The following is a 15,322-nucleotide window of genomic DNA, read 5'->3' as shown; positions in this document are numbered from 1 at the left end:
TTGGCTATGGAGAAGATTTACAAGAGGCTTTGTATTTCTTGCTTCCAGTGTTTTACGCACACATCAATCCTACTTATGACATGCAAACAAACGATTTTGATTGTTTCAATATAAGAAACTTATAATATTCAGATTTTTAACCCAATATAAAAAATGATAAATTATCATTATAAATCAAATTATTGTAGAAAATATTTTTCTTTATTTTAAGAGCGTACTTGGTAATCTTTAAAAGCAGAAAATTTTATTTTAGGAGCTCTTTCTGCCTCATAATTCAATGAAAAATGATTCTCCGCTAAAAAGACTGGATCACCTTCTAAATCATACGCAATAGCAGAGCGGTGATTGCTGAGAAACTTTTGCAACTCATCTTTGCTCTGCGCTGAAATCCAACGACATAAATTAAAACGCGCAGACTCAAAATTCACTGGCAAAGAATATTCTATTTTTAATCGTTCTTTTAAAACATCAATTTGCAAAGCACCAATAACACCAATGAGAGAAGGCGACCCATCATCAGGAATAAACAATTGTACAACCCCTTCTTCAGCCATTTGTTGCAAAGCTTCTTTGAGCTTTTTTGCTTTCATTGGATCGCCCAAACAAACACGACGCAAAATCTCTGGTGCAAAATTTGGTACTCCCTTAAAGAGGATATCTTCTCCTTCAGTCAAAGTATCGCCAATACGCAATGTTCCATGATTAGGAAGCCCTACGATATCACCGGCATAGGCTTGATCAGCAATTTGGCGTGAACGCGCAAAGAAAAATTGTGGAGCCGAAAGTGTCATTGGTTTTCCTGTTCGAACCAACTTTGTCTTCATACCACGTTCAAGTGTTCCCGAACATACCCGAAAAAATGCAATACGATCACGATGATTAGGATCCATATTTGCTTGAATTTTAAAAACAAATCCCGTCATTTTAGGTTCCATGGCTATGACATTGCGCTGATCTGCACTTTGGTCACGAGGACTTTGACCAAAATCAATAAGCGCATTGATCAAATCACGAACACCAAAATTTCGCAAAGCTGAACCAAAATAAACCGGAGTCATATGACCTTCACGGAAAGCTTGAAGATCAAAATTCTTGCAAACACTTTGAGCGAGTTCTACCCCTTCAATAAAAGTTGAATGTTGATATTCAGGAAGTAAATGGACAACCTCTCTGGGATTTGAAACTATCTGCTGTGTTATCTCATCATCTTTTTGACGAAAACGATTATGATAAAGGTCATAGGTACCAACAAAATCTTTACCCGTACCAATTGGCCATGTTATAGGCGCAGTATCAAGAGCAAGCTTTTCTTCAATTTCATCTAAAAGCTCTATAGGATCACGTGCCTCACGATCCATTTTATTGATAAACGTAACAATAGGAATATCCCGCATCCGACACACTTCAAACAATTTTAATGTTCTAGGCTCAATTCCCCGTGCCGCATCCAAAACCATGACAGCACTATCAACAGCTGTGAGTGTGCGATAGGTATCGTCCGCAAAGTCCTCATGTCCTGGAGTATCTAGGAGATTAAAAATATGATTTTCATATTCAAACGTCATCACCGAAGTTACAACGGAAATACCACGATCACGCTCAATATTCATCCAATCAGAACGGGTTTGAATACGATCTTTTTTGGCTTTTACTTCTCCTGCAAGTTGAATAGCACCACCAAACAATAAAAGCTTTTCTGTCAATGTTGTTTTCCCAGCATCTGGGTGAGCAATAATTGCAAATGTACGGCGTCGCTTTACTTCCTGCACTCTCTTTTCCATTATTCCTCCATCGGCCGTGCAAGCGCTTCAGCAATCAGTGCACGCATTTCATTAATCCCATAAAGCGCTATAAATGATCCCCATCGTGGACCTCGCTCTTGTCCCAGAAGGACTTCATACAACATTTGAAAAAAAACATTGGAAACACCAGGCCCACCTTCAGGGCTTTTTTTGCTATGATCTTGATAGCGTTCCGTTAACCGTGCAACATCAAGAAGCATATTTTGTAGCATGTTGCCATCAACAGTTTCAGGTAAATTAGCTAATTTTTCATCAATTTGTGCTAAGGTTGCTCGTTCGCTATCATCAGGGAGCCGGAATTTTTTGTTTGGTTTAACAAAAACATCAAAATATTTAATGGCAAACTTCACCAATTGATCAAGTTCTGGATAAGTTTGTGCATTTGCTCCTTTAGCGTAACGAGAAATAAAACCCCAAAGAACTTCTGCATTCTCCGCATTTGAAGCACTTACCAAATTTAGGAGCATCGCAAAGGAAACAGGCAAATCAACTTGCGGAGGGCAACCATTATGAATATGCCATACAGGATTATTCAGCCGCTCTTTCCATTCTTGGCGACCATAGGCTGAAAGATGCGCATAATATTCATCAACCGCTTTAGGAATGACATCAAAATAAAGCCTTTTTGCTGTTTTAGGCTTTGAAAACATATAAAGCCCTAAACTCTCTGTTGGGGCATAAGTAAGCCATTCATCAATGGTTAAGCCATTTCCCTTGGATTTGGAAATTTTCTGCCCTTTCTCATCTAAAAAGAGCTCATAGTTGAATCCTTCTGGGGACTTCCCACCTAATACTTTACAAATTTTAGAAGAAAGATTTGTGGAATCGATAAGGTCTTTTCCTGCCATTTCATAATCAATGCCAAGTGCTGTCCAACGCATTGCCCAATCCACCTTCCACTGACACTTAACCTTGCCCCCCGTAACCTCTGTTTCTATGGTTTCTCCTGTTTCTGGCTCAATATAAGTAACTGTACCTTTTTCAACATTACGTGCAATCATCGGTACCTGTAATACTTTTCCAGAAAAGGGAGAAATTGGTAAAAAGAGCGAATAGGTCGCTTGCCGCTCTGCACCCAATGTTGGTAAAATAATTGCCATAACCTTGTCATAACAGGCAAGGATTTTCAAAAGTGTTTCATCAAAACGACCAGAATGGTAATAATCCGTAGCACTTGCAAATTCATAATCAAAACCAAAACGATCAAGGAAAGCCCGTAGCCGCGCATTATTTGCTGCCCCAAAAGAAGGATAGTCATCTCCAAAAGGGTCGGGTACACGGCTCAACGGTTGACCAAGATAATGTTCCATCCTCTCGCGATCAGGCACATTCTCAGGAACCTTGCGCAAACCATCCATATCATCAGAAAAACAAAGCAATTTTGTTTTTACTTTATTCTCCGTAAGAATATGAAATGCATGACGCACCATGGTTGTACGTGCAACTTCCCCAAAAGTACCAATATGCGGTAAACCAGAAGGTCCATAACCTGTTTCAAATATCACACTGTCTGGATAACCCGTCTTTTCATACCGTTTGATAATCTTACGTGCTTCTTCAAATGGCCAAGTTCTCGATTGAAAAGCCGCATCTTTTAATTCAGGCGCAAGGTTAAGGGTATCACACTGATCACGCATCATTATTTGTCCTAAAAATTACACTCTTTCAAAATAGGGTGTATGGTTCTTGAATTTATTCGTCAATAATAGCAAGCAAAAAGATGAAAATTTCTTTATACTCTTAAGTCACAATACAAAAATCGCCCTCGCTATAAACATATTTTGTTCTGATAAAAATCAAAAACATTCAATATTATAAAGCAAAATTGACTTGTTTTGATTATCAAAGCCTTCATTGCTATTATTATCATGAATTTTGCTTATTATACTGATTTAGTACAAAAGCGAAGCCTCTAACATTGAATGAAAGGACTGCAAAAACCAACAGATAAAAATGCTTAAGTTAGGCATTCCATACAAAAGTACTTCCCCTACTTTACACTTGTCACTGTAATTTTCTATTTCTTTTTTTGTCACCTTGATGACGCATTGCTAATGTACGCAAACGTAAAGCATTTAATTTAATAAAACCAGTTGCATCTCTTTGATCATAAGTACCTTGATCATCCTCGAAAGTTACCAACTCACTCGAATAAAGTGATTTTTTACTTTGTCGCCCTTCAACAATCACGTTTCCTTTATAGAGTTTTAACGTGACTTCACCTTCAACATGTTCTTGAGATAAATCAATAGCTGCCTGCAGCATCTTACGTTCCGGCGAAAACCAAAATCCATAATAAATGAGTTCTGCATAACGTGGCATCAATTCATCTTTCAAATGAGCTGCACCACGATCTAGCGTTAAAGATTCTATAGCTCTGTGAGCCGTTAAAAGAATGGTCCCCCCTGGTGTTTCATAAATACCCCGCGATTTCATACCCACAAAGCGATTTTCTACCAAATCTAACCGACCAATACCATTATCGCGCCCATAATGATTTAATTCTGCAAGTAAAGTTGCAGGAGATAAATTTTTTCCATTGATTGAAACAGCATCACCTTTTTTAAAGCCAAGAGTGATTCTGGTTGCTTGATCTGGAGCATCTTCCACCGAAAGAGTACGCATATGGACATATTCAGGAGCAGGAAGTGCTGGATCTTCTAAAATCTTTCCTTCTGATGAAGAATGCAATAAATTTGCATCCACTGAAAAAGGTGCTTCGCCTTGCTTATCCTTTTCTACAGGAATTTGATGTATACGAGCAAATTCAAACAGATCTGTCCGACTCTTAAAATCCCAATCACGCCATGGAGCAATAATCTTTATATCAGGGTTAAGAGCATAAGCGGAAAGCTCAAAGCGTACCTGATCATTGCCTTTGCCCGTTGCCCCATGAGCAATTGCATCTGCTCCTGTTTCCTTAGCAATTTCAATAAGGCGTTTTGAAATAAGTGGGCGTGCAATTGATGTTCCTAAAAGATAAGTTCCCTCATAAACGGTATTGGCTCGAAACATCGGAAAAACAAAATCACGCACAAATTCTTCGCGCAAATCTTCAATATAGATTTCTTTAACACCTAACATTTCAGCTTTACGACGAGCAAATTCTAGCTCTTCCCCCTGCCCCAAATCCGCTGTAAAAGTTACAACTTCAACGCCTAGCGTACTTTGCAACCATTTGAGAATAATTGACGTATCCAATCCCCCTGAATAAGCCAAAACAACTTTTCTAATATTTTGCCACTTCTTCATTTCAAAATTCTATATGAGCTGCTCTTTTATCTCTACCTAGAAATCAAAACAATGCAACAAATATAAAAATAAATTCTCTTTAAGCAACATTAAAAAGACGCAAAAAACGTAAATAAAAACGCTTTAGAGTGTAAATAATGAATACTGCTTAAAAATAAAAGGAGATTTACGTGTCATTTCTACCGGAGTGGTCTATTGTTGTACAATTTGCTTTAGCATCGTTGATTTTAGCACTTATTCCAGGACCTGATATGATGCTTTCTGTAGGACGAACCATTACACAAAGCAAAAAAGCTGGAATTATGTGCGCCTTGGGTAGTGCAACAGGGTTTGCCATTCAGGTTACCGCTGTAGCACTTGGCTTATCAGCGCTTATTTTTGCTGCGCCACACACTTTTATTCTTCTAAAAATTGCTGGCGCCTTTTATCTTTTATGGTTTTCTTTTCAAGCGTTACGGAGAAATCCAACTTTTTCCTTCGAACAGACATCTTCTAAATCTCAAAGCGCTAAACGTAACTATCTTGCTGGTATTGGAATCAATCTTTTAAATCCTAAAGTTATACTCTTTAACGCGACATTCTTACCACAATTTATCAATGCGGATGATCCTATGGCAACACAAAAGCTACTCTTTTTAGGACTCTCTTATATCCCTATTTCTTTTCCCATTACAATTTCTATCGTTTTTACAGCGCATAAACTTACCAAAATTCTCAAGAAAAAACCTCTTTATATTCGCTTTCTCGACTGGCTTATTGCTGGTACTTTTACTATCTTTGCCCTCCATCTCCTTATAGTTACAAAAATTGATTTATAAATGTAATTTATCGTTTTTAATTTAAATGAGAACCAAAATATTGTAGGATTCTCTCATTTCAAACCTGTTTATTTTGAATCAAACAATATCTTTCCCTTGTACGTTATAAGCGAATCGGGAGTTTTCGTGTGTGAAGCGAAATCTTTTTAAAGAACGTAATAAACAAAAGAGTGAGGCAATACACAATCTCCACTTTTTAAAAGATATTACCGTAGATGCTTTTAAAAGTCATAAAATAGAATTAAAATGTACGATAATAATATGGAAATTAGTTAAGACCCTTAAGACTTCATATTGCCTCTAAATGAGGTTTCCTCCTTATTTTAGAAATTACGCAAACAGACTGCTATATACAATATTTCTCCCCATTGAGCATATAAAAGCTGAAACTGTTCGTCTAACACTTATCCATCTTAATCTCTGTCTCACACATGCTATTATATGCTGATTTACTGAAAAAAAGCATAGGCTTTAATATCGCAGAAAGTTGCATTAACTAATGACCAATGGCATTTTCAAGTCGCAAACGTTCAGATTTCCGTAAACGCTCTGAAGCTGATTTAAGTTGTCCACATGCCGCTAAAATATCGCGTCCACGCGGTATCCGAATAGGAGAAGCATAGCCCGCTTGATTAACGACATCAGCAAAACGCTCGATTTGCTCCCAATCAGAACACTGATAATTGCTCCCTGGCCACGGATTAAAAGGGATTAAATTGATCTTAGCAGGAATCCCTTTCAATAACTTAATCAATCGCTTAGCATCATCTAAACTATCATTGATATCTTTCAGCATAACATATTCAAAAGTGATTCGTTTCGCATTGGAAAGACCAGGATAATTACGGCAAGCCTCCATTAGTAAAGCAAGCGGATATTTTTTATTAATGGGAACAAGCATATCCCTTAATGTATCGTGTACTGCATGGAGTGAAATCGCCAACATAACACCAATTTCTTCTCCGGTTCGGATAATTCCAGGAACAACCCCACTGGTTGAAAGCGTAATCCGACGTTTTGATAAAGAAAGCCCGTCGCCATCAGAAGCAATCAATAAAGCTTTTTTAACAGCTTCAAAATTATAAAGAGGTTCTCCCATCCCCATCATAACAATATTGGTAATTTTGCGACCTTCAATGGGAACTATTGCCCCATCAGGGGTATTTTTATCAGGAAAATCACCCAAACAATCACGTGCAACCAATAATTGTGCCAAAATTTCTTCCGCAGTCAGATTGCGAACAAGCATCTGCGTTCCCGTATGGCAAAAAGAGCAAGTTAACGTACACCCTACTTGCGATGAAAGACATAAAGTACCACGTCCTTCTTCAGGGATATAAACCGTTTCAATTTCAACAGGCCTTCCAGCTCCACGTGCAGAAAAACGTAAGAGCCATTTACGCGTACCATCTTTTGATATTTGTTCTCCAACAATTTCTGGGCGCGCAATGGAGAAATGACACTTAAGTGTTTCTTGCATTGCTTTAGAAATATTCAGCATCTCATCAAAATTTGAAACACCACGCACATAAAGCCAATGCCAAAGCTGACGCACACGCATACGCGTTTGATGCTCTGGTACACCAACCGTCTTTAAAGCTTGCACCATCTCATCTTGTGACAAACCAATTAAAGAGAGCTTAGAACTCTCCTTCACGACCACATTATCTGTTTCTCGCGCAAAACATGAACCAACTGGTCTAAGGTCATAGGAAATGGCCATTGCTTTCCAATTCACATCACTATTCTAGAAATTATCGAAACCTTAATGGCATTTTTGAGCTGCATTTAATGCAGCAGTGACCCCTTTTAAGGAATAAGTATAAGTGGTATGCGTTCCTCGTTTTGATATCGCTTTCACTGTCATATTGCTTCCAGCACGCATAGCAGAAACAAGCTGCTTTTCTAGCTCTGATGAAGCCAACCAAGCTGAGGAATCTTTCGTGAAAAAATCAAAGTCCTTACCTCCAATGGTCACTGTCACTCTCGACCCTTCTTGAAGGGTATAACCAGCCATAAACTGCGGTTCAAACGAAATAGGTGAATGAGAACGCTTGGTAACCAAGAAAAAGTTATCACCATGATTAACTGTCGTTGGAAGAGCCTTCAAAGGTACCGATAACACATAGCAAATCGTATTTTTGGGCGATTTATAAGAATAGGCTCCCCACGCTTCAAATTGATTTAAACGGCTTGGCGTTTGTGCATATGCCACGCCCGCTGTAACAAGAACCATTACAGATGCAGCAATAACAGTCTTTTCAAACATCTTCATTTAGCTCACTTCTTTAGTCTCTAACAAGATTCTCTTCATTGGAAAAATTCAACAAAAACTCCTCGATATTCATGTGTTATTGTCTTAATTCCTTCAATAAGCGAAATATTTTCACACTAACCAGAATAGATTTCCACGTTTCATTGTGACCTTTTAATCGTTACCAAAACATAAACTTCTTATTCAATAACCACATAAAAAATAACATCTTCATTTTACGCTACTCATTTCGTTTTTGTATAAAAAACGATTTCTTTAAGCTATAGAACTTCAAAACGAGATGAAAATATACCATCACTCTGTTAAGAAATAAACTGTACTCTTCTCATCTTATATCACAAGCAATCTGATGCAAAATTTTGAAAATACACCCCGTACTCCCCCGCAAAAAAGCTTAATCGCCTTACGAATATCAATTCTCGACTTTATGCATTCAATACATTTATGTTCGCAAAATACTCCATCTTTCACCCATTATAGTGCATTCATACTTCGTATTCAATATCGTCCCGATAACACTTTTTCTCAATCTTCAAAATATCTTGTAAAAATAATAAAATATTATCAAGATATTAATAATAAAACATAAAGAATTCAGATTCTATCTCAATAATCACATACCACTTTGTTTCTTTTGATCTTATTTCCCTATATATTTTATCTCCAATTATTAATTTCTAAAATGATTTTAGTAGCTTATAATAGCTTAATCATATTATTTTAATATGTTAGACGACATTTTCCTTTCTGTTATAAAAAACTTCCTAAGAATTCTTTTGAAAAGTTTCCTTCTCTTATTTCTAAGTAATTTATCAACAAAAATATAAAATCTTTTTCTACAGCAATTTTAACCTTATCGTTTTTTAACAACATTTTAATCAATTAAAGTGGATCTGAATAAATCTTCCCATGCACAAAGCTGTTTCACCCAACCTAAAGCTATAACTTTCATTTTTACCGTACAAAATTGTTTTTTAGCATGGGCTCTATAAAACAGCTGACATCTAAATCATATCTATAAAATAGTTGACCTCCCCACTTGTGAAGAAGCAAACCGGCACCATAACACTATTTTCCAGCTCCCAATGTTTTGCTACAACCCTCGATACTTGAGACGATTCATAGGAAGCATTTTTACCCTTTCTTGTACAGTTTTTATCCACACGCTAATTCCATTTACAACATGCAAAATAGTGAATTATATTTATAAATCAATATCTTGCTATACTGAGGATACACTCTTATTTCTTCTTGAGCATTAAAATATTATCCCTAAACACTCAAACTCAATTTACGAAAAAATTCGATGCACAAATAAATTTTTCTGTTGATTTCTTTCCCGCTTTCAAAGGACAAAGATTCTTAATCCAATCTGGACTGAAAAAGTTTGGATTCTTGTCGAGCGGTCTCCTCTTGTCTTCCCACTTATGTGATTTACCTAACCAAAAGCTCTACAAACAAGTCCTGCTTAAGAATATTTACCACACATTCTAAAAGCATTTAATGTATTAAGAAGACTTACATGCCTTATCTCTCCACACCTCAAATGATGGCTTTTTACAGTACAACAGGATAAATGAACCCACGAAGCATAATGATTAGATGCTTTAATATACAAGAGCAAGTAACAAAAACAAGTACTTCGTTTTTGTTACTTGCTCTTTAAAAAGAAGGTTCGCTTAGAAACGATTTCTCAAAATTGCATGACATAACCTTTTGTTATCAGTCTTTTAAGATAAAAATTATATTATTTTCTACGTTCCGTGGTGTATACCTTGCAACTTATACACTCATAATATCTTCTAAGCTGCATTTGATTCTGAAGTTTGAATCAGTAAAGCATAAAGCGCATTAGCATTATGCGTATTGCGCAATTTTTGCACAACATCAGTGTGGCGCAAAACACGTGCGATCTGTGATAAAGCTTTTAAGTGATCTGCACCAGCATTTTCAGGTGCTAAAAGGAGAAAAACGAGATCTATAGGTTCGTCATCAAGAGCTTCAAAATCAACAGGACTTTCAAGACGTGCAAATATACCAATGATCCGATTAATATCAGGTAATTTTCCATGAGGAATCGCAATACCTCCACCCAAACCCGTTGAACCAAGCTTCTCGCGTTGTAAAACAACATCAAAAATCACATGCTCACTAAGACCTGTTAGCTTGGAAGCTTTTTCGGCTAAAATTTGCAGAACCTGTTTTTTCGAATTAGCCTTAAGAGCCGGAATGATCGCTTCCGGTGCTATTAACTCACTCAAATTCATACTTTAATTTTCCTCTTACACGCTAAAATGCTCATCAATAAACCTATAAACGGTATAGATACTTAATGTTCTTTCACTTTTCGCAACATCGCATGTGTTTTTACTTTTCAATTTATAATGGGTGATGGCTCAATACATCTCATATCACTTCTAACACAACAATAAATAGTATTCGGATCATCATTAACGGCATGAGAAACCAAAGAAATGAAGTTGTTCATAAAGTTAATTTCCTCACGACTCTAGAAAAGGTCATTATTCATAAATTTATTAAACTTGTCATAAGAGTTGATGTATAATTCGCCATCAGAGTTTTTCTTTCTTTAAAAATGAGCCCTTAAATTAAGATGAAAAGCATACTGAGCAAAATGGACCTTTACTTTGAAAATTACTGTATAGCTTGAACATCGCCTTATAACAAGAATATAAAGGTTTTTAGAGATTTAATGATTATTTTGAAAGGTTTATAGATTTATCCTGATATCTTTAGCCGAGCTCCTATTTTCAAATAGGCCATATAAACCAATAAAATACGACAACTCCTATTGAATAACCGCAATATATAACCGGTGCTCCCATCAAAATACCTAAAACAGCATCATCGATATATTATTTGATTCGACAGAGAAAAATATGATAAATATCTCTTACCTTTCAATAACGCACGCATTTATTGAGAGCTTCGTTTATCACTCATTATCAAGTTAATCTAGTGATATCTTTTCTATGATACAATCATGAGCAAGCTAAACTTATAAAACAACAAACTAACCCTCTAATGATGAAGTCTTTTTCACCACTCAATAACAACATTAAGGTTATAGTCATAAAAGAAGTTTTGGCATAAATAAGGAGATTTTCAGTAATAATGTTTGGTTAAACTTAAATGGAAACTCGTGAAAGCTGTAAAATCAAAGAGAAAACTGATTTCCCAAATAAATTCTGCGTACATCAACGTTGTTGATAATATCATTAGGACAACCGTGAACTAACACCCGCCCTGTATGAATAATATAAGCGCGATCGACAAGCCCTAATGTCTCACGCACATTATGATCCGTTATTAGAACACCAATGCCACGCCTAGTTAAATGACGAATAAGTTGTTGAATATCGAAAATAGCGATAGGATCAATTCCTGCAAATGGTTCATCAAGTAACATAAAATGGGGACGAGAAGCTAAAGCGCGCGCAATTTCAAGTCGCCGACGTTCACCTCCAGATAACGAAAGTGCAGACATTTTACGTAAATGATCAATTTTAAATTCATGTAAAAGGCTATCTAACTCTTCACGTTGTTTAAGGCGATCTTTTTCAACGACCTCTAAAACAGCTTTAATGTTATTTTCTACTGAAAGACCACGAAAAATAGAAGCCTCCTGTGGAAGATATCCAATACCTAAACGCGCACGTCGATACATCGGAAGATGCGTAATATCAAATCCATCAATTTTAATGGATCCTCCATCAGATTTTATGAGCCCCGTAACCATATAAAAACAAGTTGTTTTACCTGCCCCATTGGGCCCTAAAATGCCAACGGCTTCTCCCGTACGAATGCCAAAAGAAACACCATTAACAGTTCGTCTTCCTCGATAAACTTTAATCAAGTTACTGGCAATCAAGGTCCCTTTTAAGGGATTTTTTGAAGCTTCACTTTCAAGATTATATTTATCGGTCTGTTTTTTTCTTTTGATTCCAAACATGAAATCTTAATGGCCATTCTTTTGATTTTGTTTTAAAATAATAGAAACACGACCTTTTTTCTTAGGCGTCTCACAACCTTCTAAAAAAGCCTTTCCGCTTTCCATATTTGCCGTTAGTTTGCACCCCGTGGCCACATTGTCACCGTCAGTTAACACAACATGACTCCCTGTCAAACTCATCATTTTTGACTTTCCATCAAAAACGCCTTTATCACCCGTAGCAATTTGCGTAGCAATTTTTATATAAACTTTTCCTAAAGCTTCCATTTTTTGTATACCCGACGAACCAAATAAAGAAACAGATGATGCCTTTGTACCTTCCTTGTTTTTATCAATTTCTTTATATGCTTTATCGTAGTAAACAACTAATTTTGCCGTTCTTAAAAGACGTTCACCTTGCACCACTGAAACATCACCTTTAAAAAGCGCTATCCCTTCTTTATCACGTATTTCCAAAGAATCTGCATGAAGTTCTACCGGTTCTTTGTCGCTTGATAAACTTATTCCAAAATGGGCCACTTCAGCATATCCTAAAACCGCTCCTCCTCCTAACATTCCCATGCTAAAAGCCAAGGTCACACCTATCCATCTTTTGTACGATTTCATTATTTCAATTCTTCTGTTTGTATATACACATACTTCTCTTTATAAATATCCTTTGAAGATTCGTATTGATCTTGCGTCATTGCTTTTGAAGCACTAAATGCACACCACCATGGAAATACATGTTTTTTCCTTTTTCTCGAATTTGTAAGGCATTTGCGGCAAGATGCAAACCGGCTTGCTGAATATTAACACGTTGATCTGTTTTTAACTGTCCCTCAGATAAGTTAATACTCGCTGACATAAATTGTGCCATCATCCCATCATTCGTCGTAATGGTGAATGGCTTGTCCAACTGTAAAAAACCATTAATGTTATCGTAAACCCCCCCTTGTGCTGCGAGAAAAACCTGTTTTTGTTGGCCCATAAATGCTTTAGCTGTAATGTTTTGCAACCCAATCATTCCAGAGTGTGTATGGTCTTGAAATGCCTTTTCTGCTTTAAGCCAATAAGGTTCATGAGCACGCGTATACCCTTCTAACTTTGGATTGAGCATTGTCAAATTCACCACGCCACTTTCTTCATTATTCAAAGGCATAGAATCAGAAGTAACGGGAACCAAGAAAAACGTAAACCAGCAAAAAACCAGCGCTGAAATCAACGCTAAGAGAGGTAAAAAAATTTTTAATATGCTAATGCGACGCGAATGAAGGGATGCTTTTTTAAAAACATCTCCAAAAGATGATTGCGTTGAAAAGGCTTCATAATTATTGTGTACGGACATACTCTCCTAATCTCTTAAATACTCCGCATTTTTAATCTGTATAACCTTTATAGAAGGTATTTTCAAATTTTGTTTCTTGCAATTTGTTTTTTCTTGGTTTTATTTTGCTTTTATCCGTTTATATATTGTAATATGCATGAAGTGCACAATTACAAAAAAATTTTTGTGTGAAAGTGAGGCTATTGTGGTAAAATCAGAGCTTGTGCAAATTATCGCTCGTCATAACCCGCATCTTTTTCAACGGGATGTAGAGAATATTGTAAACGCTATTTTTGAGGAAATTTCAACAGCACTTGCAAATGGCAATCGCGTTGAACTTCGTGGATTTGGAGCTTTTTCTGTAAAAAGCCGTTCAGCCCGTAATGGACGTAATCCACGAACAGGTGAAGCCGTTTCTGTTGAAGAAAAGTGGATTCCTTTTTTTAAAACTGGCAAGGATTTACGCGACCGTCTTAATCAGTGAGAAACTTATGATAATTAAACGTATTCTTCTAACAAGTATCGGTGTGATTCTCACAGCGTTCTTGATTATTTTTATCGTGGCTAATCGTCAGATGGTTCCGTTAACCCTTGATCCTTTTAGAGCAGATTCTGAAAGTTTTACTTATCATGCTCCCCTTTTTATATGGCTCTTTATTTTCTTTGGTTTTGGTATTTTATTAGGAAATCTGATCAGTTGGTTTTCCTATCACAAATACAAAAAAGCTCTCAAAAAAAGTAAAGCAGAGATCGAGAAATTGAAAACGTCTATCACAAATCTGGTGTAATGGTATTTTAATAAAATCTTTTCTCTCTGTATTTTATATTCAGTACAGAGTTAAAAGTGCTCTTTTCTTTTTTTATACATATTTTAATTGGCTTTAGCTCTTTTGCACTTTTACGAAACACTTAAGAGCTTTATAATATATTTTCATACCTCATATACCGTGATACAAAACATGCCCGCACAATGCTTTCAATCCTCCTCCCATAACAATAGATATCCGCAGGAAAAGTTGCCCCTTATTTTAGAAACAGGTGTAAGTGAAAACTATGCTCTCATTGATTCTGGTCATGGACAAAAATTAGAACGTTATGGAGCTTACCGCATTATTCGACCAGAAGGTCAAGCACTATGGAAACCCGCTTTACCACGAAAACAATGGGCTGATGTTGATGCTATTTTCACAGGAAACCGTGATGAAGAAGGGGTTGGTCGTTGGCATTTTCCTAAAAAGCCACTTGATGAAACATGGACTCTTTCTTGGAATGGATTGTTTTTTCTAGGCCGTTTTACTTCCTTTCGTCATGTGGGGGTTTTTCCTGAACAAGATGCTCATTGGCGCTCTATGGAAGAGCAAATTGTTAAAGCCGAACGTCCTATAAAATTGTTGAATCTTTTTGGCTATACAGGTATTGCCTCTTTGATTGGGGCACGAGCGGGTGCGAATGTTACCCATGTTGATGCTTCTAAAAAAGCCATTGCGTGGGCAAAAGCTAATCAAGAAAAAGCAGGATTACCAGATCATTCTATTCGCTGGATTTGCGATGATGCTATGAAATTTGTCGAGCGTGAACTGCGTCGTAAGAAAAGCTATGATATGATTCTTCTTGATCCCCCTGCTTATGGGCGTGGACCCCATGGTGAAATTTGGCAACTGTTTGATCATTTACCCGCTATGATCTCAAATTGTCGTAAACTTCTCTCTGATAAACCGCTCTCTGTTGTCCTTACAGCTTATTCTATTCGTGCTTCCTTTTTTGCACTTCATGCTTTAATGCGTGATGCATTTGTAAATCTTGGTGGTACGGTCGAATCAGGAGAACTCATTTTGCGTGAAGAAGTTGCAGGACGTGCTCTTTCTACTTCTCTTTTTAGCCGTTGGATTGCTTGAA

At 36.8% G+C, this 15,322-nt stretch carries 13 protein-coding genes; 4 read left to right on the top strand and 9 right to left on the bottom strand.

Features of this window, described 5'->3' with window-relative positions; translation table 11 throughout:
* Positions 1-206 precede the first annotated feature (206 nt).
* The 3 genes from ACFIKQ_RS00615 to ACFIKQ_RS00605 form a co-directional block, all read right to left on the bottom strand.
* Positions 207-1,781, bottom strand: coding sequence for a peptide chain release factor 3 (locus tag ACFIKQ_RS00615; RefSeq protein ID WP_375655561.1), 1,575 nt, complete (start codon positions 1,779-1,781; stop codon positions 207-209).
* Positions 1,781-3,442 carry a lysine--tRNA ligase gene (locus ACFIKQ_RS00610; RefSeq protein ID WP_375655560.1) on the bottom strand — a complete coding sequence of 554 codons (1,662 nt, stop codon included), beginning with the start codon at positions 3,440-3,442 and terminating at the stop codon, positions 1,781-1,783. The genes ACFIKQ_RS00615 and ACFIKQ_RS00610 overlap by 1 nt, the downstream gene beginning before the upstream one ends.
* 364 nt (positions 3,443-3,806) lie before the next feature.
* Entirely contained in the window at positions 3,807-5,054 is a 1,248-nt protein-coding gene (locus tag ACFIKQ_RS00605; protein WP_375635369.1) for an argininosuccinate synthase, read from the bottom strand.
* A gap of 170 nt (positions 5,055-5,224) precedes the next feature.
* Here ACFIKQ_RS00605 and ACFIKQ_RS00600 point away from each other — a divergent pair, with 170 nt between their 5' ends.
* Entirely contained in the window at positions 5,225-5,872 is a 648-nt protein-coding gene (locus ACFIKQ_RS00600) for a LysE family translocator (protein WP_375635368.1), read from the top strand.
* A 496-nt stretch (positions 5,873-6,368) separates the two neighbouring features.
* Here ACFIKQ_RS00600 and rlmN read toward each other — a convergent pair whose 3' ends face one another.
* From rlmN to lptC, 6 genes are all read right to left on the bottom strand, one after another.
* Positions 6,369-7,595, bottom strand: coding sequence for a 23S rRNA (adenine(2503)-C(2))-methyltransferase RlmN (gene rlmN / locus ACFIKQ_RS00595; protein ID WP_375635471.1), 1,227 nt, complete (start codon positions 7,593-7,595; stop codon positions 6,369-6,371).
* A gap of 42 nt (positions 7,596-7,637) precedes the next feature.
* Positions 7,638-8,141 (bottom strand): invasion associated locus B family protein, encoded by a 504-nt coding sequence (locus ACFIKQ_RS00590; RefSeq protein ID WP_273787736.1) that lies wholly within the window; start codon positions 8,139-8,141, stop codon positions 7,638-7,640.
* Between the two features lie 1,808 nt (positions 8,142-9,949).
* Positions 9,950-10,414, bottom strand: a complete 465-nt coding sequence (gene ptsN, locus ACFIKQ_RS00585; RefSeq protein ID WP_012754449.1) for a PTS IIA-like nitrogen regulatory protein PtsN — start codon at positions 10,412-10,414, stop codon at positions 9,950-9,952.
* 911 nt (positions 10,415-11,325) lie between these two features.
* Complete coding sequence (gene lptB, locus ACFIKQ_RS00580; RefSeq protein ID WP_375635367.1) at positions 11,326-12,120, bottom strand: LPS export ABC transporter ATP-binding protein; 795 nt, start codon at positions 12,118-12,120, stop codon at positions 11,326-11,328.
* A 6-nt stretch (positions 12,121-12,126) separates the two neighbouring features.
* Positions 12,127-12,726, bottom strand: coding sequence for an LptA/OstA family protein (locus ACFIKQ_RS00575; protein WP_375655558.1), 600 nt, complete (start codon positions 12,724-12,726; stop codon positions 12,127-12,129).
* 76 nt (positions 12,727-12,802) lie between these two features.
* Positions 12,803-13,447: an LPS export ABC transporter periplasmic protein LptC gene (gene lptC / locus ACFIKQ_RS00570; protein ID WP_375644358.1), complete on the bottom strand. Its 645-nt coding sequence runs from the start codon at positions 13,445-13,447 to the stop codon at positions 12,803-12,805.
* 184 nt (positions 13,448-13,631) lie between these two features.
* Here lptC and ihfB point away from each other — a divergent pair, with 184 nt between their 5' ends.
* The 3 genes from ihfB (at position 13,632) to ACFIKQ_RS00555 (ending at position 15,321) form a co-directional block, all read left to right on the top strand.
* Positions 13,632-13,910: an integration host factor subunit beta gene (gene ihfB, locus ACFIKQ_RS00565; RefSeq protein WP_012754445.1), complete on the top strand. Its 279-nt coding sequence runs from the start codon at positions 13,632-13,634 to the stop codon at positions 13,908-13,910.
* 7 nt (positions 13,911-13,917) lie between these two features.
* Positions 13,918-14,214, top strand: a complete 297-nt coding sequence (locus tag ACFIKQ_RS00560; protein WP_375635364.1) for a lipopolysaccharide assembly protein LapA domain-containing protein — start codon at positions 13,918-13,920, stop codon at positions 14,212-14,214.
* A 171-nt stretch (positions 14,215-14,385) separates the two neighbouring features.
* Positions 14,386-15,321, top strand: a complete 936-nt coding sequence (locus ACFIKQ_RS00555) for a class I SAM-dependent methyltransferase (protein WP_273787536.1) — start codon at positions 14,386-14,388, stop codon at positions 15,319-15,321.
* Position 15,322 lies beyond the last annotated feature (1 nt).

This window comes from Bartonella sp. MR63HLJHH, from assembly GCF_042194155.1.
Lineage (GTDB): Bacteria > Pseudomonadota > Alphaproteobacteria > Rhizobiales > Rhizobiaceae > Bartonella > Bartonella grahamii.
This window is presented reverse-complemented; position numbering and strand designations above follow the sequence as displayed.